The following is a 23,669-nucleotide window of genomic DNA, read 5'->3' on the forward strand; positions in this document are numbered from 1 at the left end:
GATAAACGCAATTAACGCGTTAAATCATCAAAGAATTTTTTCACGCCATCGAAGAAGCTTTTGGAACGCGGGCTATTTTTTTCCCCCGTAGGGCCGCCAAAAGTTTCCTGCAACTCTTTAAGCAATTGCTTCTGCTTGTCGTTAAGACCCACCGGGGTTTCAACTACCACGCGACACAACAGGTCGCCCTGAGCGCCGCCACGTACTGACTTAACGCCCTTGCCGCGCATGCGGAACAGTTTGCCAGTCTGCGTTTCGCCAGGAACTTTCAGGTTAACGCGGCCATCCAGCGTCGGTACTTCAATCTCGCCGCCAAGCGCAGCCATGGTGAAGTTGATCGGTACTTCGCAGTACAGATTATTCCCCTCACGCTCGAAGATCGCGTGCTGTTTGACCTGAACCTGAACGTACAGATCGCCCGCCGGAGCACCATGCTCGCCCGCTTCGCCTTCGCCAGCCAGACGAATACGGTCGCCGGTATCGACGCCAGCCGGGATTTTCACCGACAAGGTTTTGGTTTTTTCAACGCGACCGTGACCGTGGCATTTATTGCACGGATCTTTAATCAGCGTACCGCGTCCCTGACAGTGTGGACAGGTTTGCTGAACGGCAAAAAAGCCCTGACGCATCTGGACCTGACCGGAACCGTGACAGGTTGGACAGGTCTGCGGCTGAGTTCCGGATTTGGCGCCGCTGCCGTGGCAGACATCGCACTCTTCCAGCGTCGGGATGCGGATTTCCTTGGTGACGCCACGGACCGCTTCTTCCAGCGTCAATTCCATGTTGTAACGCAGATCTGCGCCGCGCGCCGCGCGCTGACGACCACGGCCACCGCCGAAGATATCGCCGAACACATCGCCAAAGATATCGCTGAAATCCGCGCCGCCGCCAAAGCCGCCACCGAAACCGCCGCCGCCCATGCCGCCTTGTTCAAACGCGGCGTGGCCGTACTGATCGTAGGCTGCACGCTTCTGGGCATCAGTCAGGACTTCATACGCTTCTTTGATTTCTTTAAATTTGGCTTCGGCCTCTTTGTCACCCTGGTTACGGTCCGGATGGTATTTCATGGCCAGGCGCTTGTACGCCTTTTTGATTTCACGCTCTTCCGCTGTTTTGGAAACGCCTAAAATCTCGTAATAATCTTGCTTTGCCATTGGTGTTTTTCAGCCCCTTAACATGCGTGCACGGGCGGAGAGGAAACCTCTTCGCCCGTGCCAGTGTTTACCCGTTCAAAGGGCGATTATTTTTTATCTTTCACTTCTTCGAACTCAGCGTCGACAACATCGTCATCCTTCGCGCTGCTTTCTTGAGCGTCAGCGCCGCCAGCCTGCTGCTGAGCGTGCTGCTGCTGAGCGATTTCCATCAGCTTCTGGGAAGCCTGGGCCAGCGCCTGCATCTTCGCTTCGATGTCCGCTTTGTCTTCACCTTTCAGAGAAGTTTCCAGTGCGGTCAGCGCAGACTCGATTGCAGTTTTGTCGTCAGCCGGCAGTTTGTCGCCTGCTTCTTCAACCTGCTTACGGGTGCTGTGCAGCAGATGGTCGCCCTGGTTACGGGTCTGAACCAGCTCTTCGAACTTACGGTCAGATTCAGCGTTAGCTTCCGCTTCGCGAACCATTTTCTGAATTTCTTCTTCATTCAGACCGGAAGAAGCCTTGATGGTGATCTTCTGCTCTTTACCGCTGTTTTTATCTTTAGCGGAAACGTGCAGGATACCGTCAGCATCGATATCGAAGGTCACTTCGATCTGCGGCATACCGCGCGGTGCTGGGTTAATACCATCCAGGTTGAACTGACCCAGAGATTTGTTATCGGAAGCGCGTTTACGCTCACCCTGCAGCACATGGATGGTTACCGCGGACTGGTTGTCTTCCGCAGTAGAGAACACCTGGCTGTGCTTGGTCGGGATCGTGGTGTTTTTGCTGATGAGCGCGGTCATCACGCCGCCCATGGTTTCGATACCCAGCGACAGCGGGGTAACGTCCAGCAGCAGAACGTCTTTAACATCACCAGTCAGTACACCACCCTGAACGGCTGCGCCGATAGCTACAGCTTCATCCGGGTTAACGTCTTTACGCGGTTCTTTACCAAAGAACTCAGCAACTTTCTTCTGCACCATCGGCATACGAGTCTGACCACCAACGAGGATCACGTCGTTGATATCGGAAACGGACAGACCGGCATCCTGCAGGGCAACTTTCAGCGGCTCGATGGAACGGTTAACCAGATCTTCAACCAGGCTTTCCAGTTTCGCGCGAGTCACTTTGATGTTCATGTGTTTCGGACCGGTCGCGTCTGCGGTGATATACGGCAGGTTAACGTCGGTCTGTTGAGCGGAAGACAGCTCAATTTTCGCTTTTTCTGCGGCTTCTTTCAGACGCTGCATCGCCAGCGGGTCGTTGCGCAGGTCAATACCCTGCTCTTTCTTAAACTCGTCAACGAGGTAGTTGATCAGACGAGTATCGAAGTCTTCACCACCCAGGTGGGTATCACCGTTGGTTGCCAGAACTTCGAAGGTTTTTTCGCCGTCAACTTCGTCGATTTCAATAATAGAGATATCGAAGGTACCACCACCGAGGTCGTATACCGCGATAGTGCGGTTGCCGACTTCTTTATCCAGACCGTAAGCCAGCGCAGCGGCAGTCGGTTCGTTGATGATACGTTTGACTTCCAGACCCGCGATACGACCGGCATCTTTGGTTGCCTGACGCTGAGCATCGTTGAAGTACGCAGGTACGGTGATAACAGCTTCAGTTACCGGCTCACCCAGATAATCTTCAGCGGTTTTCTTCATTTTTTTCAGCACTTCAGCAGAAATCTGCGGCGGCGCGGTTTTGGTGCCTTTCACATCAAGCCAGGCGTCGCCATTATCTGCGGCAACGATTTTGTACGGCATGATGGAAACGTCACGCTGAACTTCTTCATCCTGGAAGCGGCGACCAATCAGGCGTTTAATCGCAAACAGGGTGTTTTGCGGGTTTGTCACTGCCTGACGTTTAGCCGGCTGACCAACCAGAGTTTCACCATCCTGGGTATAGGCAATAATAGAAGGCGTGGTGCGATCGCCTTCGGCGTTCTCCAGCACGCGAGCGGTAGTGCCATCCATAATCGCTACACAAGAGTTGGTAGTACCCAGGTCGATACCAATAATTTTACCCATCTAAACGTCTCCACTAAAAATTCGATCAACATGTGGTTGTGAACCTGTAATAAGGGCGAAACGTGCGGTTTCAACTGCCCTGACATCATTTTTTTTCAGGTTCTTCACTGCGGTTGACTACAAGATGGGGTCGCCCTGGTTTTCATCAAGGGGCAGGCCAAAAAAAATTTTTCTGGCAAAACGCAGACGCGAGAGCAAACGACACGCCAGACGATAAAAATAGCCGGTATAACCCATACAAAAAATAAATAGTAAATAAGAACATATTCATTGGATATCGCACTCGTTCGCCGAAGAGTTGGCCATTATCGCCGCGAAAGGTAAATTGCTGAAAAATACCCCGCCAGATCATAGACAGCCTCTGCACGCCTCATTATTATGCCGCGCCCCACCGCAAGTGGCGGGGTAATGCTTCCCTTTCTAATCATTATTTTGAGGAATTATGGGCAACACTAAGTTGGCTAATCCGGCACCGCTGGGCCTTATGGGCTTTGGCATGACCACTATTCTGCTTAACCTGGCAAATAGCGGCCTTTTCGCATTCGATGTAGCTATCCTGGCGATGGGCATTTTTTACGGCGGCATTGCGCAAATTTTTGCCGGCCTGCTCGAGTATAAAAAAGGCAACACCTTTGGTTTAACCGCTTTTACGTCCTACGGCTCCTTCTGGCTGACGTTGGTCGCGATCCTTCTGATGCCGAAAATGGGCCTGGCTGATGCGCCGAACGCGCACTTCCTGGGCATGTATCTCGGCCTGTGGGGTATCTTTACGTTGTTCATGTTCTTCGGCACGCTGAAAGCCGCGCGCATGCTGCAGTTCGTCTTCCTTAGCCTGACGGTACTGTTCGCGCTGCTGGCGATTGGTCACCTGGTCGATAACGAAGGCATTGTTAAAATTGCCGGTTGGGTCGGCCTGGTATGCGGCGCGAGCGCTATTTACCTGGCGATGGGAGAAGTGTTGAACGAGCAGTTCGGCCGCACCGTTCTGCCGATTGGCGAGCCACGCTAATGGCCTGCCGCCGCCCGCAAACCGGGCGGCGGCGTTAAATTTAACGCTGCAGTTCTCCTTGCGGTAAAACCGCCTGCGTCGTCAACCCCTGACGCAGCCAGATACCTAACCCCAGCCCCATCAGCGACAGCGCCAGTACGTACCAGGCCGGCGCCATCGGCGAAACCCCCATCAGCATCGTAACGGCGATCGGCGTCAGACCGCCGAAAATGGCGTACGACAGGTTGTAGGAAAATGAGATGCCGGTAAAACGCACTTCCGCCGGGAAAGCGCGCACCATTACGTAAGGTACCGCCCCCACCACGCCGACGCACAGCCCCACCGTCCCATACAGCAGAAACAGCCGTTGCGGGCTGGCGCCGGAAAGGTGGTAAAAGGCCCAACTGGCGACCGCCAACAACAGGCTACCGACGATAAAAGTGCGGCTGGCGCCGAAACGGTCTGCCGCCAGACCGGCGAGTAGACAGCCGATGCACAGCATAATCGTGGCGATGCTATTGGCCTGCAGGGTAATAGCCGGCGCAAAGCCATAATGTTTTTGCAGCCAGACCGGCGACATCAGGATCACCACCACCACGCCGGCGGACAGCAGCCAGGTGAGCAGCATCGAAACGATGACGGCCTTCTGGTGCTTAAGCGCCACCGCCTTCACCGGCAACTCCTGCGCCAGCGCTTTGCGCTTCTGCATCTCCAGAAATATCGGCGTTTCCTGCAGCCAACGACGCAGGTACATCGCCACCAGGCCAAAAACGCCGCCCAGCAGGAAAGGAATACGCCAGCCGCCGTCGTGGATACCTTGCGGCGTCATGCTGGTGTTGATAAGCGTCGCCACCACCGACCCCAACAGGATACCGACGGTCAATCCCGCGGTCAGGGTGCCGCAGGCGATACCGATGCGTTTTTCCGGGACATGTTCGGCCACGAAGACCCAGGCGCCCGGCACTTCTCCGCCAATCGCCGCCCCTTGTAAAATACGCATGAGCAGTAATAGCAGCGGCGCAACGATGCCCATCGAGGCATAAGTCGGCAGCAGACCGATCGCCAGCGTCGGCAGCGCCATGAGCAGAATGCTGAGGGTGAACATTTTTTTGCGACCGACCAGGTCGCCAAAGTGGGCCATGATAATGCCGCCAAGAGGGCGCGCCAGATAACCTGCGGCGAAAATACCGAAGGTCTGTACCTGACGTAGCCATTCCGGAATATCGGCCGGGAAGAACAGTTCGCCGACGACGGCGGCGAAGAAGACAAAGATAATGAAGTCATAAAACTCCAGCGCCCCGCCGAGGGCGGCCAGCGTCAGAGTTTTATAATCCTGTCGATTCAGTGCTCGGGTGTGTTGTGACATAACTGGCGCTTCGTCCGCAGTAATATTACGCAATGTGTAAAGTAAAAAACACTATACCGTAAATAAAACAGCACACCACCGGCGATGCAGGTTATATCAGCAATGCATTAAATTCAGGATAAAGTTTCACGTCGTGCACTTTTCGGGCGAAAAGCTGCTACAACGCTCGCTTCCGTCTCCACATACGGCCCCTCAAGCAACTGTACACAATAAGGTACACTTGCAAAGACACCATGCACCAGCACCTTACCGTCCGCGTCTTTGACTCCTTCGAGAGTCTCCTGAATCGCTTTCGGCTGGCCAGGCAGGTTGAGGATCAGCGCCTGCTTGCGGATGACGCCAACCTGCCGGGAGAGGATAGCCGTCGGCACAAAGTGTAGGCTAACCTGGCGCATTTGCTCGCCGAAACCGGGCATGACGCGATCGGCAATCGCTAAAGTTGCGTCCGGCGTCACATCACGGCGCGCCGGGCCGGTGCCGCCGGTGGTCAACACCAGATGACAGCCCATCTCGTCAACCAGCTCGCACAGCGTTTGTTCAATGATGGGCTGTTCATCAGGGATCAGGCGAGTCTGCAGTTCAAAGGGCGTTGTCAGCGCACGCGCCAGCCACTCTTCCAACGCAGGAATACCTTTGTCCTGGTAAACGCCGCTGGAGGCGCGGTCAGAAATAGAAACTAAGCCGATGCGTAATTTATTCATATTCATTCCGTTCAAATAGTGCAATTAAGCGGAATGATACACGCTGGAGAGAATTACAGACAGGATTCAAAAGAAGTAGCGTGACCGGTAGCCCGGTCACGCTGGGATGATTACAGCAGGTCGCCGATCATTTTTTCCAGTTTTTCCTGGTCGATGGCAAACTTACGGATACCTTCCGCCAGTTTGTCTACCGCCATCGGATCCTGGTTGTGCTGCCACAGGAACTGAGATTCAGTAATGCGTTCCGGACGCGCTTTCACTTCGCCGCTGAACGCCAGTTTACGCTCGACAGCGCCTTCGCTTTCCGCCAGCTCTTTCAGCAGCGTAGGGGCGATGGTCAGACGGTCGCAACCGGCCAGCTCAAGGATTTCGCCAACGTTACGGAAGCTTGCGCCCATCACGACGGTTTCATAGCCGTGCTGCTTGTAGTACTCGTAGATTTCGCTAACGGAAACCACGCCCGGATCTTCTGCCGGCGCGTACTCTTTCTTATCCGTGTTCGCTTTGTACCAGTCGAGGATACGGCCAACGAACGGAGAAATCAGGAAGACGCCCGCTTCGGCGCAAGCGCGAGCCTGAGCGAAGGAGAACAGCAGGGTCAGGTTACAGTTGATGCCTTCTTTTTCCAGCTGCTCAGCGGCGCGAATGCCCTGCCAGGTCGAAGCCAGTTTGATCAGGATACGATCGTTGCCGATACCGGCATCGTTATACAGTTTGATCAGGCGTTTCGCTTTCGCGATAGAGGCGTCGGTGTCGTAGGACAGACGGGCGTCAACTTCAGTAGAAATACGGCCCGGGATCAGTTTAAGGATTTCGAGACCGATGTTCACCGCCAGTTTGTCGGAAGCATCGATAATCTGCTGCGCGCGATCGCTGCTCTGGCCGCGAGCCCAGGCAACAGCATCGTCAATCAGCTTACGGTACTCAGGGATCTGAGCCGCGCCGAGGATCAAAGAAGGGTTGGTGGTGGCATCCTGAGGCTGATACAGCTTCATTGCCGCGATATCTCCGGTGTCAGCTACGACAGTGGTGTACTGACGCAGAGAAGTCAATTTATCCGTCATGATAGTGTTTCTCTTAAACAGCAGTTAAGGGGATGTAACCGGTCTGCCAAGATGATAACACGCCATAGGGTCAGCGCAACCGCCGACAATGCAAGAGCGCAGAGTGTGATAAACTCGACATATTAATTATCTGAATGCTAAAGGATTGTCACCGGAGTGGTAGCGCTTACACCGCGCGCCGGCATGGACAAGAGGACGTTTAATGCCTGATTTTCTCTCGTTTATCAATGAAATACTCTGGGGCTCGGTAATGATTTACCTGTTACTGGGCGCCGGTATTTGGTTCACCTGGCGAACGGAGTTTATTCAGTTCCGTTATATTCGCCAGTTTGGCAAAAGTCTTAAAAAAAGCCTTCGCCCGCAGCCCGGCGGATTAACGTCTTTTCAGGCGCTGTGCACCAGCCTGGCGGCTCGCGTCGGCAGCGGTAATCTGGCGGGCGTGGCGTTAGCGATTGCCGCCGGCGGCCCAGGTGCCGTGTTCTGGATGTGGGTCTCCGCACTACTCGGCATGGCCAGTAGCTTCGCCGAATGTTCTCTTGCCCAACTGTACAAAGAGCGCGATGGCGAAGGCCAGTTTCGCGGCGGCCCGGCATGGTATATGGCCCGCGGCCTCGAGATGCGCTGGATGGGCGTGGTCTTCTCGATTCTGCTCCTGCTGGCCTACGGGGTGATTTTTAATACCGTGCAGGCCAACTCGGTGGCGCACGCCATGGCCTATGCCTTCGATTTGCCGATGGTCGCCGTCGGCGCCGCGCTGGCTGCCGCAACACTGTTGATTATCGTCCGCGGATTACGCGGCGTGGCGCGATTGATGCAGTGGTTTGTGCCGCTTATGGCTCTGATATGGGTCGGCGCCAGCCTGTTGATTGGCCTCTGGCACTTCGCCGCCCTGCCGGCGGTTTTTGAAACCATCTTCCGCTGCGCTTTTGGCTGGCAGGAAGCGGCGGCGGGCGCGGTGGGTTATACCATCAGCCAGGCGCTTACCGGCGGTTTCCAGCGCGGGATGTTTTCCAACGAAGCAGGCATGGGTTCAACGCCAAATGCTGCCGCTGCCGCTGCATCATGGCCTCCGCATCCCGCGGCGCAGGGCATCGTACAGATGATTGGCGTCTTTATTGATACCATTGTTATCTGTACCGCCAGCGCGGTCATTATCATGCTGGCGCCGCGCGAAAACCGCGACAGTGCGGTCAGCGGTATTCAAACCATGCAGCACGCGATGGGCGATCTTATTGGCAGTTGGGGGCCGGGATTGGTGGCTGCTGTGCTACTGTTCTTCGCTTTCAGTTCGATTGTCGCCAATTATATTTATGCCGAAAACAATCTGATCTTCCTGCGTCTCAATAAGCCGCTACATATCTGGACGCTCCGGGTTATCACCGTGTTGATGGTACTGACAGGCACCCTGGTGAGTCTTCCGGTGGTCTGGCAACTGGCGGATATTATTATGGCGCTAATGGCGATCACCAACTTAACGGCGATTTTGCTGCTGTCGCCAACGGTTCGGATCCTCGCCAGCGATTATCTGCGCCAGCGCAAACTCGGCGTGCAACCGGTCTTCGACCCCGCTCGCTATCCGGAAATTCAGCAACATCTGGCACCCGGCGCCTGGGATGAGATACCGCGTGAATAGCGCGGTAATCGCAGCAATCGATCCCATCGTACTCTTTTTTTGTTAAAATTCGTCGAAATTCCCTGCAAGGACTGGATATGCTGATTCTGATTTCACCTGCTAAAACGCTCGATTATCAAAGCCCGCTGGCAACGACGCGCTATACCCAGCCCGAACTCCTGGAGCATTCTCAACAGCTTATCGGTATCGCCCGTAAGCTGACAGCGCCGCAAATCGGTAAGCTGATGAGCATCAGCGATAAGCTGGCCGATCTCAACGCCACCCGTTTTCACGACTGGCATCCGGACTTTACCCCGCAGAATGCCCGTCAGGCGATACTGGCGTTCAAAGGCGACGTTTATACCGGTCTGCAGGCCGAAACCTTTAGCGAAGCGGATTTCGATTTTGCCCAGCAGCATCTGCGCATGCTTTCCGGCCTTTACGGCGTATTACGCCCGTTGGATCTGATGCAGCCCTACCGTCTGGAGATGGGTATTAAGCTTGAAAATCCGCAGGGCAAAGATTTGTATCATTTCTGGGGCGATATCATCACCGATAAGCTCAATCAGGCGCTGCAGGCCCAGGGCGACGATATCGTCATCAACCTGGCATCCGATGAGTATTTTAAATCGGTCAAACCGAAAAAATTGCAGGGACAGTTGATTAAGCCAGTATTCCTCGATGAGAAAAACGGTAAATTCAAGGTGATCAGCTTCTATGCCAAAAAAGCGCGCGGTCTGATGAGCCGCTACATCATTGAAAACCGTTTAACCCGTCCGGAACAGCTGCAGGCGTTTAATAGCGAAGGCTATTTCTTTGATGGGGAAGCTTCGGAGAAAGGCGAACTGGTGTTTAAGCGCCACGAGCAGTAAAAACGACGACACCCCTGTCCGGTAAGCGACAGGGGTGTTTTCAGTCTTAATTAGCCCATCATCAGCTTACGCAGCGCGGCGAAATCAGCCGGCAGATTATGCGACAGCAGCGGCAGGTCGGCGCGGTCAGCCAGTTCTTTCGGCAGCGGCAGCGTCTCCTGCAGAATCTCTTCTACGCTCTCTTTGAATTTCGCCGGATGCGCGGTACCGAGGAATAACCCGTACTCGCCCGGTTGCAATTGGTCGCGCAGCGCGCGATAAGCAATCGCCGCATGCGGTTCAGAGGTGTAGCCGATGGACTTCAGTTCACGCATGGTTGCTTTGGTGGTTTCATCATCAACCGCGGCGTATCCCAGCTCATTAAGACGCCAGATTTTGCGGCGGAACAGCTCTTCCACGCGCGGCCAGTTGTTCGGTTGGCTGACGTCCATGGCGTTAGACAGGGTCGCCTGCGTCGCCTTCGGCGCCCAGTTGCCATCCTGCAGGAAGCGCGGCACGGTATCGTTGGCGTTGGTAGCGGCAATAAAACGCTTAATCGGCAGCCCCAGCGATTTCGCCAGCAGGCCGGCGGTGAGATCGCCGAAGTTGCCGCTTGGCACCGACACCACCAGCTGGTTACGGGCCTCCTGCGGCAGCTGCGCGACCGCCTCGAAGTAGTAGCAGATCTGCGCCAGCAGACGACTGATATTAATAGAGTTGGCGGAGTTGAGGCCAATCGCGACCTTCAGCTCTTCATCGTCAAACGCCTGCTTAACCAGCGCCTGACAGGCGTCGAAATCACCGTCAATCGCCACGGTTTCGATGTTGCCGCCCAGGGTGCAGAACAGCTTCTCCTGCAGCGGGCTAATCTTACCGCGCGGATAGAGGATAACTACCTTGACGTTCGGCAGGCCGTAGAAGGCATGCGCCACGGCCGCGCCGGTGTCGCCGGAGGTCGCGGTCAGGATCGTCACCGGCTTATCGCCTGCGATATGCGTCAGCATCTGGGCCATAAAACGGCCGCCAAAATCTTTAAACGCCAGGGTCGGGCCGTGGAACAGCTCCAGGCAGCCGACATCATCCTGTACTTGAGTGACCGGCGCCGGGAAGGCGAACGCCGAAGCTACGCGGGCCTGCAGTTCATTCTGCGGGATCTCATCGCCAATAAAGGCCGACAGGATTTTCGCGCTGCGGGTCACGAAATCCTGCTCCAGCATTTCGTCGATTTCGGTCAGATTGAATTCCGGCAAATCGTGCGGAAAAAACAGCCCCTGTTGTTTGCCAAGCCCTTGCGTCACGGCCTGCGCAAAGCTGACCTGTTCGTTATGATCTTTTAAGTTATACAGTTTCATCACTTATCCCACTACTCGAGCGCCCGCCGTGTCCAGCCGGCAAATATGAACGAAGCCTTCCTGATTTTGCAGATAATGCGCGGCCAGCCAGTCGGCGACGCGCTGCGCGGTGTCCGGTTTATCGCACAACGCGAACAGCGTCGGGCCGGAGCCGGAAATACCACAAGCCTGCGCGCCGATTTCCATCGCCGCCTGACGCGCTTCGCTGAAGCCCGGCAGCAGTTTGGTGCGGTACGGTTCGGCAATAACATCTTTCATTAACTTTGCCGCCAACTGCGGCTGACGGCTATAGCAGGCGTGAATAAAACCTGCCAGATGGCGACCATGGGCGATGCAATCCTGACGGCGATACTGTGCCGGAAGAATCGCGCGCGCTTCGGCGGTAGAGACCTTAATGCCCGGATAGGCCAGCACCCACAACCATTCATCAAAACCCGGGATCTGCTGGCTGATGATGCCTTGCTCTTCAATCATCAACTGCATACCGCCAAGATAGCACGGCGCCACGTTATCATAGTGAACGCTGCCGGAGATGCGCCCTTCCATCTCGCCCATCAACGCCAGCATCCGGTTTTCATTCAGCGGCTTGCCGCAGTGTTCGTTCATCGCCACCAGCGCGGCGACCACCGAACAGGCGCTGGAGCCAAGGCCCGAGCCAATCGGCATATTCTTTTCCAGGGTCATCGCCACCGGAACCGTTTTACCGATCTCGCGGCAAAAGGCTTCCCAGCATTGATAGACGATATTTTCCTGCGGCGCCGACGGTAATTTGCCGGCGAAGCGGCCTACGTTACGCAGGCTAAACTCCGCCGCTGCCTCTACCGAGACGTTATCCCCCAGCAACGTGCCGTCGACCGGCGTCACCGCGGCCCCCAGCACATCAAACCCGACGCTCATATTGGCACTGGAAGCCGGGGCGTATACTTTGACCATCTTAAACTCCTAACTTCCATGACAGGGTACGCAGCAGGTCGGCGAACACGCCAGCCGCGGTTACGTCGTTACCCGCGCCATAGCCGCGCAGCACCAGCGGCAGCGGCTGATAATAGTGGCTGTAAAACGCCAGCGCGTTCTCGCCGTTCTTCACCTTATACAGCGGATCGTTACCGTCCACTTCGGCGATTTTCACCCGGCAGACGCCATCTTCTTCAATATTGCCAACGTAACGTAAGACTTTACCCTCGTCGCGCGCTTTAGCAACCCGCGCGGCGAATTGATCGTCAAGCGTCGGCAGGCGCGCCATAAAGCTATCGACATCGCCGCTGGCATCAAAATCGGCAGGCAGCGCAGGCTCAACGATAATATCCGAGAGCTCCAGCTCGCGCCCGGTTTCGCGGGCAAGGATCAGCAGCTTGCGCGCCACATCCACGCCGGAAAGATCGTCGCGCGGATCCGGTTCGGTATAGCCCATCTCACGCGCCAGTTTAGTGGCTTCGGAGAGGCTCATCCCTTCATCCAGCTTACCAAAAATGAATGAAAGCGAGCCAGACAGGATCCCGGAGAAGTGCAGCAGTTCATCGCCGGCATTCAGCAGGTTCTGCAGGTTTTCAATGACCGGAAGACCCGCGCCGACGTTGGTGTCGTAGAGGAATTTGCGCCGCGAGCTGCTGGCGGCGTGGCGTAACTGGTGATAGTAATCCAGTGAAGAGGTGTTGGCCTTTTTATTCGGCGTCACCACGTGGAAACCTTCACGCAGGAAGTCAGCGTACTGGTCGGCTACCGCCTGGCTGGAGGTACAGTCAACGATAACCGGGTTCAGCAGGTGATACTCCTTCACCAGGCGGATTAAACGGCCCAGATTAAAGGGTTCTTTCGCTTCCGCGAGTTCGCCACGCCAGTTTTCCAGATTCAAACCATGGACGTTGGTCAGCAGCGCCTGCGAATTGGCGACGCCGCATACGCGCAGATCGATATGCTTGCCCTTCAACCAGCTCTGCTGGCGTTTAATCTGTTCGATTAACGCGCCGCCGACGCCGCCGACGCCAATCACGAAGACTTCAATAACCTGGTCGGTGTTAAACAGCATCTGATGCGTCACGCGCACGCCAGTGGTCGCATCGTCATTGCTGACGACCACCGAAATTGAGCGCTCGGAAGAGCCCTGGGCAATCGCCACGATATTAATATTGGCGCGCGCCAGCGCGGCGAAGAATTTCGCCGAGATACCGCGCAGCGTACGCATCCCATCACCCACGACGGAGATGATCGCCAGCCGCTCCATGATTGACAACGGCTCCAGCAGACCTTCTTTCAATTCGAGATAAAATTCATCTTCCATCACCCGCTTCGCGCGAGCGCAGTCGCTTTGCGGCACGCAGAAGCTGATGCTGTATTCCGAAGAGGATTGGGTAATCAGCACCACAGAGATACCGGCGCGGGACATGGTGGCAAAGACGCGCGCCGCCATGCCAACCATGCCCTTCATTCCTGGCCCGGAAACGTTGAACATCGCCATATTGTTGAGATTCGAGATCCCTTTTACCGGCAGGCCGTCTTCATCAAGGCTGGCGCCGATAAGCGTTCCCGGCGCCTGCGGATTACCGGTATTTTTAATCAGGCATGGGATCTGGAACTGGGCGATGGGCGCGATGGTGCGCGGGTGCAGCACCTTAGCGCCAAAATAGGAAAGCTCCATCGCTTCCTGATAAGACATGGATTTCAACAGGCGCGCATCCGGTACCTGACGCGGATCGCAGGTATAAACGCCATCGACGTCGGTCCAGATTTCGCAGCAGTCAGCGCGCATACAGGCGGCCAGCACAGCTGCGGAATAGTCAGAGCCATTACGCCCCAGCACCACCAGTTCACCCTTTTCATTGCCGGCGGTAAAACCGGCCATCAGCACCATGTGGTCTGCCGGGATTTGGCTGGCGGCGATACGGCGAGTGGATTCAGTAATATCGACAGTGGATTCAAGGTAGTGGCCGACGGCCAGCAGTTTTTCGACCGGGTTAATCACGCTGACTTTATGACCGCGCGCTTCCAGCAACGCCGCCATGATAGCGATAGAGAGCTTTTCACCGCGACAGATCAACGAGGCGTTAACGCCGTCCGGGCACTGGCCCAGCAGACTGATACCGTGCAGGACGTGTTTAATCTGCGCAAATTCCTGATCAACGAAGGTTTTCAGCTGTGCGAGCGGGAAGCCTGGCTGCATGTCGGCCAGTCCCTGCAGCAGGTCGGCAAAGATGCGTTCGGCGTCGGCGATATTGGTCAGAGCGTCCTGGCCGCTGATAGTTTTTTCAATCATCGCGACCAGATGGTTAGTAATTTTCGCCGGGGCAGACAGCACGGTCGCAACCTGCCCCTGCCTGGCATTGCTCTCCAGAATATCGGCAACTCGCAGAAAGCGTTCTGCATTTGCCACTGATGTACCGCCGAACTTCAACACTCGCATGGTTCTTACCCCTTGATCTCTTGTCAAAAAAAAAGCCCGCACTGTTCAGGTGCGGGCTTTTTTCTGTTGTTTCCTGTACGCGTCAGCCCGCACCGTTACCTGTGGTAATGGTGGTGGTGATAATGGTGGTAATCATGCCGATGCGATTCATGGATGTTGTGTACTCTGTATTTTTATCTGTCTTGTGTCCTGCCTATATTGGTTAAAGTATCTGCCTGCTTAAGTCAACGAATTTCTAAATTGGCGACTTTTCAACCAACACCATCATTCCGCCACAGCACCCCGATATTTCCGCCGCATTACCAGACTGTTGCTATTGCAATCAGTACACAAAACTATAAAAAAAACTTATTCCGGTATTTTATTCCGGGAGACTTTTTTCAATATCATGCAACAAACGATGCAGCATGGCGGTGTCGCGCTGCTGTAACAGCCCGATTCGCTGTTGTAGCCAGTCGGCCAGTTTCATGTCGTCATCGACCCCCAACCGTCCAAGTAGTGAAAGCGCCCGCTGACGAAGCGCCTGCAATTGTTTTTCGTCGGTTTCAGGCTGCTGAACCGCAGTCTGCTGCTGCAGTGAGCTCAGCTGATAGCAATACACCATCACCGATTGCCCAAGATTCAAGGAGGGATAATCGGCGACCATCGGCACGCCGGTAAGCACATCGGCCAGCGCCAGTTCATCGTTAGTTAATCCGGAATCTTCACGGCCAAAGACCAGCGCCGTATGTTTCATCCATTGTGCTTTTTCTTCCAGCAGCGGTAGCAACTGCTGCGGCGTGGCGTAGTAGTGAAAACGCGCGCGACTGCGGGCGGTAGTGGCGACGGTAAAGTCGACATCGTGCAGGGCCTGCTCAAGCGTCGGGTAGGTTTTTATATTATCTAAAATATCTCCCGAACCATGCGCCACCCAGCGCGCGGCGGGCTGCTGATGCGCTTCGCTATCGACAATCCGCAATTCGCTGAATCCCATGGTTTTCATCGCTCGCGCCGCCGCGCCCACGTTCTCCGCCCTGGCGGGCGCCACCAAAATAATTGATAAACGCATTGTGCTTCTCTTTATCCTCTTACGCGGCGCGACTCTGCGGTCTCCCCCATTTTACGCGGCGAAAATTTACAAATTTGCAACAAAAATCACTAAAAATGGGCTTTCTTACTCTTAAAAAAAACTAAACTGTTCACATTGGACACCAATACGGAGTATGTTAACAGAACGCATTTATCCATATGTTTGGCAATGATATTTCAGTTTTCATTTGCCCACAGGCTTAGGATTCACTGCATTTATTAATTCATAGTTGCAACTAATTGAGCTGTGTAAGAAATGTGACGATAAGTCGCAAATCGATGCAATGATTTCACAAGACTGTTAACGTGCTACAATTGAACTTGATATATGTCAACGAAGCGTAGTTTTATTGGGTGTTCGGCCTCTCTTAGCCTGTTATGTTGCTGTTAAAATGGTTAGGATGACAGCCGTTTTTGACACCGTCGGGTCCAGAGGGAAAGTACCCACGACCAAGCTAATGATGTTGTTGACGTTGATGGAAAGTGCATCAAGAACGCAATTACGTACTTTAGTCATGTTACGCCGGACATGTTAATTTGTGGCATGTACCAGGCAGGTCAGGGACTTTGGTACTTCCTGTTTCGATTTAGTTGGCAATTTAGGTAGCAAACATGCAGACCCCGCACATTCTTATCGTTGAAGACGAGTTGGTAACACGCAACACGTTAAAAAGTATTTTCGAAGCAGAAGGTTATGATGTATTCGAAGCGACCGATGGCGCGGAAATGCATCAGATCCTGTCTGAAAATGATATCAACCTGGTGATCATGGATATCAACCTGCCAGGTAAAAATGGTCTTCTGCTGGCGCGTGAACTGCGTGAGCAGGCTGACGTCGCGCTGATGTTCCTTACCGGCCGCGACAACGAAGTTGATAAAATTCTTGGCCTCGAAATCGGCGCCGATGACTATATCACTAAACCGTTTAACCCGCGTGAACTGACTATCCGCGCGCGTAACCTGCTCTCCCGTACCATGAACCTCGGTACCGTGAGCGAAGAGCGTCGCAGCGTTGAGAGCTACAAGTTCAACGGTTGGGAACTGGATATCAACAGCCGTTCGTTGGTGAGCCCAAACGGCGAGCAGTATAAGCTGCCGCGCAGTGAATTCCGCGCGATGCTGCACTTCTGCGAAAACCCGGGCAAAATCCAGTCACGCGCAGAGCTGCTGAAGAAAATGACCGGTCGCGAGCTGAAGCCGCATGACCGTACCGTGGACGTGACCATTCGTCGCATTCGTAAGCATTTCGAATCCACGCCGGATACCCCGGAAATCATCGCCACTATTCACGGTGAAGGTTACCGCTTCTGTGGCGATCTGCAGGAATAACTTCGGTTATGCCGCAGCTATAATGCAAAAACAGCGCCTTCTGGCGCTGTTTTTTTATCTCTCTTTTACTTCCAGATACGTAACGTGTCTTCATCCTTACTTTGCGGTTTTTGCGGATTGCTTTGCGGTAGTGACAAGGCGTACCAGTCCACGCGGCGGGTCAGGAACATCAACGCGCACAGCGCCAACAGTAGAACCCCGGTGCCGAGCAGCAACGCGCTATCCTCAGAACGCAACAGTAACCACATCACGCCATCCAGCAGCAGTAGCACTGCAACAAATAACAGACTATTACGCCACCCTTTCAGTACCGCCTGTAAATAAACGCCGTTTATCACCGCGCCAATCAGGCTGGCAACGACCCAGGCAGGCGTAAACCCAACATGTTCCGAGAGCGCCAGCAACACCAGGTAGAACATCACCAGCGATAACCCCACCAGCAGATACTGCATTGGATGCAGACGGCGATGCGTCAGGCTCTCGAAAACGAAGAAGGCCATAAAAGTTAGCGCGATTAACAGGATGGCGTATTTAGTCGCCCGGTCGGTGAGCTGATATTGATCGGCCTGCGACATCACGTCCACGCTGAAGGCGGGTAAACGCGGCCATTCAATATCGGTATCATCGTTGAAATAGCTGCCCATATTGTTGGCGAACCAGCTGCTTTGCCAGTGCGCGCTATAACCCGAGGCGCTCACTTCGCGCTTTGTAGGCAGGAAGTTGCCCAGGAATCCCGGATGCGGCCAGTTACTGGTTAGCCGCAGCTCGCTGTTGCGGCCCAACGGTACGACAGAGAAGTCGCCGGTACCATTAAGATCGAGGGTAAAAGCAATCTCCAGCGGTTTGTTGTCTGCGGTTAATACCGGCATCGGCATATGAATGCCCATACCGCCGCCGTTCAATCCCAGCCCCGGTTCAACGACCAGTGCCGTACCGTTAATGACCGGCGCGTTGATGGCGCCGATGCCGCGGGCATCGCTCACGCTGAGAACTAAAAACGGCTTTCCTAACGTGGTATTCGCTTTTTTCAGCTCCGTCAGCCGCGTAGGATCATACTGCGCCTTAATTTGCAGGGTGTTATGCCAGATCTGCCCACTGTAAATGCCGACTTTTCTCGACTCCACATTTTGCGCGCCGCTGACCGCCAGCGATTCCGGTAGCCAGTAGTAGATCCAGCGACGCTGATATTCGACCTCTTTTTGGTTCTCCATTCGGGTCAGCGTCTCGGTTACCGGGATGGCGATCAGCGGCCCGGCCAGCTTTTGTGAACCGCTGGTGCTGTGCTCTATCGCATCCACAACATCGCTACGATAGTCCGCCCGCTCGACAATAAGCGCTCTGACCATCATCAGCGGCACGGACAACAGCAAAATACAGCCCAACAACGTACTAATTTTCCAGAACAACGGTGATTTCATCATAGCCTTCTCCCAATCGTGATGGGCTCACTGTAAGGGGGCTATGTGCAGTGTGTTTGAAGTTATGTGAAGGGACGGTGAAGATGTAGCGTCGCGACCACGCCGCCTTCAGGGCGATTGTGCAAACTAATATCGCCCTGATGTAGACGCGCGACTTCACGAACAAACGCCAGGCCAAGACCACTGCTTTTATGGCCGTCATCCCGCGGCAGCGAGTAAAAGCGTTCAAAGATGCGCTCCAGCGCAAAATCAGGAATTCCGCTACCGTTATCCGTGACGCTCAACCACGCCTCTTCATTACGCATCTCTACCGCCAGGGAAATTTCACCGCCGTACGGGGTAAAGTCAATCGCATTGTCGATAAGATTGCCCAGCGCCTGCCCCAGTAGTTCGCTATCGCCATTCACCGTTACCCCGCTCTCCTGCCAGCGTAAGGTGATGGCCTTCGCCGTCAGCGCAATGTCGCGGTCTTCCGCCAGACGTTGGAAAAGCGCATCAACCGAAACCAACTGCGGCGTTATCTCCAGACGATTTTCCAGCCGCGCCTGCTGCAGCAGTTTTTCCACCAGCAGTTGCATGCGCGTATTCTGCGCAAGAATATTGGCGGTGAAACGCGCGGCGATCTCGGGCGGCGGCGCCTCGCTCAGGATCTCCGCCGCGCCGCGAATGGCCGCCAGAGGGCTTTTGAGTTCATGCGTGAGATCGTAGACATAGTTTTCAATCGCGTTTTTGCCTTCAAGCTTCACGCGCATGCTCTCCAGCGCCTGCGCCAGCTTGCTTAGCTCGCGGCTGCCGACGTTCGGTAGAGGTAACGGACGCTCGGCGGTCACCGAATCAGCGTAACGAACCAGTTTGCCAATTGAGAAGTTAATCCACCAGACGATCCCGCCGCCGATCAGTAAAGCGATCCCCAACAACGCGCCGCCAGCCCACAGGATCCGCCGCTCGCTGCGTTTAATCACCGGCGTCATGGCCAGATTAGGTTTGCCGACGCTCACCACGCCGATGATACGGCCGTTATCCATTACCGGTGCGGCAATGTACATGACTGAGCTATTATCATCATCAGGATCGCTGCGCGTGCTGCGCGCGCCGTACTGGCCGCGTAGGGTCAGCCAGACGTCGTTCCAGCGCGAATAATCCTGGCCCACCGCCTGCCCGCTGGAGTCAAACACCACCTTTCCCTGAGCATCCGTCAGATAGACGCGATACTCATTGCGCATTTTCCTGATACCGCTGATATTGGCGTTGATGGGCTGCTGATTAAGCGACTGAAACGCCTGCGCCAACCGCCCTTGCTGCGGGTTTGCCGAAAGCAGGTCATCACGAGCCAGCGCCGCCAGTAGCGTTGCGGTATCGTTAAGCGTGCCTTCCGTTGCCCTACGCACGCCCGGTTTGACTTCCTGCACAAATATTGAGAGCACAAACCACGCGGCAATGGCGACAATCAAAAAATAACCCAGCAGCAGGCGCATCCCGATACGCATCAACAGCCTCCCAGGCTATAGCCCAAACCGCGATGCGTATTAATAGGGTTAACATTCGGATTCACCGCCCGCAGCTTGGCGCGCAGGGTCTTGATATGGGTATCGACGGTGCGATCGATACTCTCGTAGGCATCGCTCCATACCAGTTCCATCAGCTGCTGGCGGGAGAATACGCGACCGGGGGCGTTGATTAGGGTTTTCAGCAGCAGGAATTCGTAACGCGTCAGATTCAACGGTTGGCCAAACCAGCTTATCGCCATCGCCTGCTCATCCAGCAGGAACTCGCCAACGCGCACCACCGGCGAAGGAGCTGAAAATTTCTGTAGCCGACGCAGAACAGTACGCACCCGCGCGCAAACTTCGCGCGGCGAAAATGGTTTGGCGATGTAGTCATCAGCGCCAATTTCCAGTCCCAGCAGCTTATCAACCTCTTCGCTGCGTGCGGTCAGAAACAATAGCGGCAATGCCGGATGGCGCGCCAGCAGTCGTCGGCATAGTTCAAAGCCGCTAATATCGGGCAAACCAACGTCGAGGATCGCTAAATCCGGGATCTGATGCAGCGCCGCATCAAGCGCGGGCAACCCGCGTCCGAAAACGGTCACGTCGAATCCTTCCTGCTGCAGCATGTAAACAAGGGTATCGGCGATACTCTGTTCATCCTCAACTAACCAAATCCGTGGCTGTTGCATTGCGACTCCCGTTTATTTATTCCAGGGCATAATTGGCACGGCGCTGATGGCATTCTTCGGCGAGCCGTCGACCACTTTATCCGAATAGGTCAGATAGACCAGCGCATTACGTTTAGCGTCAAAGAAGCGAACGACCTGCAGTTTTTTGAACACCAGCGAGGTACGTTTCTGGAACACGACATCGCCCTGACTTTTGCCGTTTTTGATCTTGTCCGTCAGCTCAATCGGCCCGACCTGCTGACAGGAGATGGCGGCGTCTGAGGTATCCTCCGCCAGCCCCAACCCGCCTTTAATGCCGCCGGTTTTTGCCCGGCTGATATAGCAGGTGACGTTCTGTACATCGGGATCGTCGAAGGCTTCGACCACGATTTTGTGATCCGGCCCCAGCCATTTAAATACCGTATCGACGGAGCCGATTTGCTCGGCGTGCGCCAGTTGGCCCGCCGCCAGTAAGAACAACCCTGCTACTAACTTCTTGTATTTCATATTGTTACCATTTCTTAAAATTCCGCTGCGTGATAATCACAAACGCTGTGGAAAAGGTTTAAAGATCACAGCTTTACAAAATTACTAACGATATCCACCAGATAATCGCATTTAAAAGCAAAAAAAACACTGAATGCTAAAACATCAAAAAATGCTATTATCCGCTACCTTAATATAGGTACCTGAGTTTAAAGGATGGGGACATTTTATGGATCAAGCTGGGATTATTCGCGATCTCCTGAGCTGGCTGGAAGGTCACCTGGATCAGCCCCTCTCGTTGGATAATGTGGCGGCGAAGGCAGGTTATTCCAAGTGGCATTTGCAACGTATGTTTAAAGACGTCACGGGTCAAGCTATCGGTGCCTATATTCGCGCACGTCGTCTATCAAAATCCGCCGTTGCGCTACGCCTGACCGCACGTCCGATCCTCGACATCGCGCTACAGTACCGCTTCGATTCTCAGCAGACGTTTACCCGCGCCTTTAAAAAACAGTTTAACCTGACCCCCGCGCTCTATCGCCGTTCTGCGGACTGGAGCTCATTTGGGATGCGTCCACCGCTGCGCCTCGGTGAATTTACCATGCCGAAGCATGAGTTTGTCACCCTGAACACCACGCAACTGGTCGGCGTGACCCAAAGCTATACCTGTAAGCTGGAAGAGATTTCTGAATTCCGTAACCAGATGCGCGTTCAGTTCTGGCGCGAATTCCTCGGCAACGCGCCCAGCATTCCGCCGACGCTGTACGGCCTGCATGAACCGCGTCCAAGCCTGGAAAAAGATGACGAGCAGGAGGTCTTCTACACCACCGCACTGACGCCAGAGCTGGCGAACGGACACCTGCATAATTCCCATCCGGTGATTCTGGAAGGCGGCGAGTACGTGATGTTCACCTACGAAGGGTTAGGTACTGGGCTGCAGGAGTTTATTCTGACGGTGTACGGCACCTGTATGCCGATGCTCAACCTCACCCGCCGCAAGGGTCTGGATATTGAACGTTTCTATCCGGAAGATGATAACCGGAACCAGGCCACGCCAATTCAGCTGCGCTGCGAGTACCTGATTCCGATTCGTCGTTAACGCTGCAGTTCGTCCATCGCGGGGGCATCGAGATGCGAGACGTCCCCCGCGGTCTCCACCACCCATCCTGACGCCAGCCACGGGCTCTGCTGGTAATCAACGCGTGAAATCGAACAGTTGCGCAGGCGCAAACGACGCTCCGCATAAGCAGGCAGTCCGAGGATCGTACTCACCAGACAGCCCAGCGCCATCCCATGACTCACCAGCAGCGGCCGGCTCCCTGGCGGTAACTCCAGACAAGACGATAGCGCCGCGCGCATACGCTCGCTCAGCTCCTGCATGGATTCGCCCTGCGGAATGCGGCCATCCGGCGTACCGTTGACCAGCTGACGGCGCCAGCCCTCCTCTTCTTCGCTAAGCGAGTCGATATGGCGCTTCTCCAGCACCCCCATATCCAGCTCGCGCAGGCGCGGATCGGTAACGACGCCGCAACCGCAGGCTTCGGCGATAATTTCTGCCGTGCGGCGGGTACGACCGAGGTCGCTGGCGATAATATGGGTAATCCCCAGCGTTCTGGCGCGCTCGCCAACCTGCCATGCCTGGCGCTCACCGTGAGCGGTCAGCGGACTATCGGACTGGCCTTGAATACGTCGCTCGGCGTTCCACTGCGTTTCACCGTGGCGAACAAGGTATACCTGTAACATGCTTATTTTCCGTTCTGAACCCTTCATCATTCAACGAGCAGCGCGATCGGCTGCCGCCAGAGTGATTTAGAGTATACTGCGATGACGTTAATTAATTCTGAGTTGTTTTGATTATGCACCATGTTGTCTCAGCTACCACTAATCCCGCCAAAATTCAGGCAATTCTGCAGGCTTTTAACGAGATCTTCGGCGAAGGATCCTGCCATATTGAGTCCGTCGCCGTCGAGAGCGGCGTGCCGGAACAACCCTTCGGCAGCGAGGAAACGCGGGCTGGCGCACGAAATCGCGTCGCTAATGCCCGGCTCGCACAGCCGGAAGCCGATTTTTGGGTGGCGATCGAAGCCGGGATCGACGAAGGCAGCACCTTCAGTTGGGTAGTGATTGAGAGCCGGCAGCAGCGTGGCGAAGCGCGCTCGGCAACCCTGCCGCTGCCGGAGGCGATCCTTGCGCAGGTTCGCGCCGGAGAAGCGCTGGGGCCGGTCATGTCGCAACATACCGGGATCGACCAGATTGGCCGCAAAGAGGGCGCTATCGGCGTCTTTACCGCGGGTAAGCTGACGCGCAGCAGCGTCTACCATCAGGCGGTAGTGCTGGCGCTCAGCCCATTTCATAACGCTATTTATCGTTAAGCAGCGTCTGTTCCAGCCACTGGCGTAGCTCTACCGGAGCCGATTTCAGGCTATTTGAGCCGCGAGTAATCGTGGCAATACCGGCGCCGAGTTCGTTTTTCAGCTCGCGCTGGCTCATCTCGCCGCGCAGCAGCTCTTCAATAATACGCACCCGGGTGCCCAGCGCTTCGCGCTCGTCGGGCGTCAGCATCAGCTGTAGTAACGGCAGGTGAAGATCTTCGGCGTAGGCCTGCTGCAGTAGCGCCACAAAGCGCAGCCACTCCTGATGACGTTGTTCGGCCACTGCCGCTGAATAGGGAGATTGTTGGGTCATGTTACGTCGCCATGTTGAGACGGGCAGCCAGGCTGCCCGT

General features: G+C 55.1%; 23 protein-coding genes and 1 other annotated feature. Of the genes, 6 read left to right on the forward strand and 17 right to left on the reverse strand.

The annotated features are described in order from the left end of the window. Positions 1-11: 11 nt before the first annotated feature. Both dnaJ and dnaK read right to left on the reverse strand, forming a co-directional pair. Positions 12-1,154: a molecular chaperone DnaJ gene (dnaJ, locus tag ABLV08_RS20945; RefSeq protein WP_020079653.1), complete on the reverse strand. Its 1,143-nt coding sequence runs from the start codon at positions 1,152-1,154 to the stop codon at positions 12-14. 86 nt (positions 1,155-1,240) lie between these two features. Continuing rightward, a complete protein-coding gene (gene dnaK, locus ABLV08_RS20950) occupies positions 1,241-3,157 on the reverse strand; it encodes a molecular chaperone DnaK (protein WP_020079654.1) in 1,917 nt (638 codons plus the stop codon). A gap of 442 nt (positions 3,158-3,599) precedes the next feature. Between dnaK and satP the strand changes: the two genes are divergently transcribed. Then, entirely contained in the window at positions 3,600-4,166 is a 567-nt protein-coding gene (satP, locus tag ABLV08_RS20955; RefSeq protein ID WP_015368353.1) for an acetate uptake transporter, read from the forward strand. 40 nt (positions 4,167-4,206) lie between these two features. Here the strand turns inward: satP and ABLV08_RS20960 are convergent, their stop codons facing one another. The 3 genes from ABLV08_RS20960 to tal form a co-directional block, all read right to left on the reverse strand. Beyond that, positions 4,207-5,511 (reverse strand): MFS transporter, encoded by a 1,305-nt coding sequence (locus ABLV08_RS20960; RefSeq protein WP_045388790.1) that lies wholly within the window; start codon positions 5,509-5,511, stop codon positions 4,207-4,209. Between the two features lie 113 nt (positions 5,512-5,624). After that, complete coding sequence (gene mog, locus ABLV08_RS20965; protein WP_015368355.1) at positions 5,625-6,212, reverse strand: molybdopterin adenylyltransferase; 588 nt, start codon at positions 6,210-6,212, stop codon at positions 5,625-5,627. A gap of 110 nt (positions 6,213-6,322) precedes the next feature. Continuing rightward, the gene (gene tal / locus ABLV08_RS20970) at positions 6,323-7,276 is read right to left on the reverse strand and encodes a transaldolase (RefSeq protein ID WP_032715979.1); all 954 of its coding nucleotides are present in this window, start codon (positions 7,274-7,276) and stop codon (positions 6,323-6,325) included. A 202-nt stretch (positions 7,277-7,478) separates the two neighbouring features. Here tal and ABLV08_RS20975 point away from each other — a divergent pair, with 202 nt between their 5' ends. Together ABLV08_RS20975 and yaaA are read left to right on the forward strand one after the other, a co-directional pair. Next, entirely contained in the window at positions 7,479-8,909 is a 1,431-nt protein-coding gene (locus ABLV08_RS20975) for a sodium:alanine symporter family protein (RefSeq protein WP_015704336.1), read from the forward strand. A gap of 77 nt (positions 8,910-8,986) precedes the next feature. Then, positions 8,987-9,760: a peroxide stress protein YaaA gene (gene yaaA, locus ABLV08_RS20980; protein ID WP_032709845.1), complete on the forward strand. Its 774-nt coding sequence runs from the start codon at positions 8,987-8,989 to the stop codon at positions 9,758-9,760. Between the two features lie 50 nt (positions 9,761-9,810). Here yaaA and thrC read toward each other — a convergent pair whose 3' ends face one another. The 6 genes from thrC to yjjY all read right to left on the reverse strand — a co-directional run bounded on the left by thrC (position 9,811) and on the right by yjjY (position 16,073). Beyond that, positions 9,811-11,091, reverse strand: a complete 1,281-nt coding sequence (gene thrC / locus ABLV08_RS20985) for a threonine synthase (RefSeq protein WP_032715978.1) — start codon at positions 11,089-11,091, stop codon at positions 9,811-9,813. A gap of 3 nt (positions 11,092-11,094) precedes the next feature. Beyond that, complete coding sequence (thrB, locus tag ABLV08_RS20990; protein WP_020079659.1) at positions 11,095-12,024, reverse strand: homoserine kinase; 930 nt, start codon at positions 12,022-12,024, stop codon at positions 11,095-11,097. Between the two features lies 1 nt (position 12,025). After that, positions 12,026-14,488, reverse strand: coding sequence for a bifunctional aspartate kinase/homoserine dehydrogenase I (gene thrA / locus ABLV08_RS20995; protein WP_042892484.1), 2,463 nt, complete (start codon positions 14,486-14,488; stop codon positions 12,026-12,028). A gap of 25 nt (positions 14,489-14,513) precedes the next feature. Beyond that, positions 14,514-14,632: a sequence feature (Thr leader region), on the reverse strand. Continuing rightward, complete coding sequence (gene thrL, locus ABLV08_RS21000; protein ID WP_004222578.1) at positions 14,571-14,639, reverse strand: thr operon leader peptide; 69 nt, start codon at positions 14,637-14,639, stop codon at positions 14,571-14,573. It overlaps the preceding feature by 62 nt. Before the next feature lie 210 nt (positions 14,640-14,849). Further along, positions 14,850-15,536 (reverse strand): tRNA/rRNA methyltransferase, encoded by a 687-nt coding sequence (locus ABLV08_RS21005; protein WP_032706622.1) that lies wholly within the window; start codon positions 15,534-15,536, stop codon positions 14,850-14,852. A gap of 396 nt (positions 15,537-15,932) precedes the next feature. Then, positions 15,933-16,073 (reverse strand): protein YjjY, encoded by a 141-nt coding sequence (yjjY, locus tag ABLV08_RS21010; RefSeq protein ID WP_001541509.1) that lies wholly within the window; start codon positions 16,071-16,073, stop codon positions 15,933-15,935. Positions 16,074-16,168: 95 nt separating this feature from the next. Here yjjY and arcA point away from each other — a divergent pair, with 95 nt between their 5' ends. Beyond that, complete coding sequence (gene arcA / locus ABLV08_RS21015) at positions 16,169-16,885, forward strand: two-component system response regulator ArcA (protein WP_002887843.1); 717 nt, start codon at positions 16,169-16,171, stop codon at positions 16,883-16,885. Positions 16,886-16,950: 65 nt separating this feature from the next. Here arcA and creD read toward each other — a convergent pair whose 3' ends face one another. From creD to creA, 4 genes are read right to left on the reverse strand one after another with little or no spacing between them, the layout of a single operon-like run. Next, a complete protein-coding gene (creD, locus tag ABLV08_RS21020) occupies positions 16,951-18,306 on the reverse strand; it encodes a cell envelope integrity protein CreD (RefSeq protein ID WP_348856232.1) in 1,356 nt (451 codons plus the stop codon). Between the two features lie 59 nt (positions 18,307-18,365). Beyond that, positions 18,366-19,790: a two-component system sensor histidine kinase CreC gene (gene creC / locus ABLV08_RS21025; RefSeq protein ID WP_015368365.1), complete on the reverse strand. Its 1,425-nt coding sequence runs from the start codon at positions 19,788-19,790 to the stop codon at positions 18,366-18,368. Beyond that, on the reverse strand, positions 19,790-20,479 hold the full coding sequence (gene creB, locus ABLV08_RS21030; protein ID WP_015368366.1) for a two-component system response regulator CreB: 690 nt from the start codon (positions 20,477-20,479) through the stop codon (positions 19,790-19,792). The genes creC and creB overlap by 1 nt, the downstream gene beginning before the upstream one ends. A 12-nt stretch (positions 20,480-20,491) precedes the next feature. Continuing rightward, positions 20,492-20,965, reverse strand: a complete 474-nt coding sequence (creA, locus tag ABLV08_RS21035; protein ID WP_015368367.1) for a protein CreA — start codon at positions 20,963-20,965, stop codon at positions 20,492-20,494. 208 nt (positions 20,966-21,173) lie between these two features. On the opposite strand from creA, the gene robA reads away from it, so the two are divergent. Continuing rightward, the gene (gene robA, locus ABLV08_RS21040) at positions 21,174-22,043 is read left to right on the forward strand and encodes an MDR efflux pump AcrAB transcriptional activator RobA (RefSeq protein WP_015368368.1); all 870 of its coding nucleotides are present in this window, start codon (positions 21,174-21,176) and stop codon (positions 22,041-22,043) included. Here robA and gpmB read toward each other — a convergent pair. After that, positions 22,040-22,687, reverse strand: a complete 648-nt coding sequence (gpmB, locus tag ABLV08_RS21045; protein WP_015368369.1) for a 2,3-diphosphoglycerate-dependent phosphoglycerate mutase GpmB — start codon at positions 22,685-22,687, stop codon at positions 22,040-22,042. The genes robA and gpmB overlap by 4 nt on opposite strands. Positions 22,688-22,800: 113 nt before the next feature. On the opposite strand from gpmB, the gene yjjX reads away from it, so the two are divergent. Beyond that, on the forward strand, positions 22,801-23,316 hold the full coding sequence (yjjX, locus tag ABLV08_RS21050; RefSeq protein ID WP_015368370.1) for an inosine/xanthosine triphosphatase: 516 nt from the start codon (positions 22,801-22,803) through the stop codon (positions 23,314-23,316). On the opposite strand, the gene trpR is transcribed toward yjjX, so the two are convergent. Further along, entirely contained in the window at positions 23,303-23,629 is a 327-nt protein-coding gene (gene trpR, locus ABLV08_RS21055) for a trp operon repressor (RefSeq protein ID WP_015368371.1), read from the reverse strand. The two genes, yjjX and trpR, sit on opposite strands and share 14 nt — an antisense overlap. Positions 23,630-23,669 lie beyond the last annotated feature (40 nt).

Origin of the sequence: Klebsiella sp. CN_Kp088 (assembly GCF_040064335.1) — a bacterium.
GTDB classification, from domain to species: domain Bacteria; phylum Pseudomonadota; class Gammaproteobacteria; order Enterobacterales; family Enterobacteriaceae; genus Klebsiella; species Klebsiella aerogenes.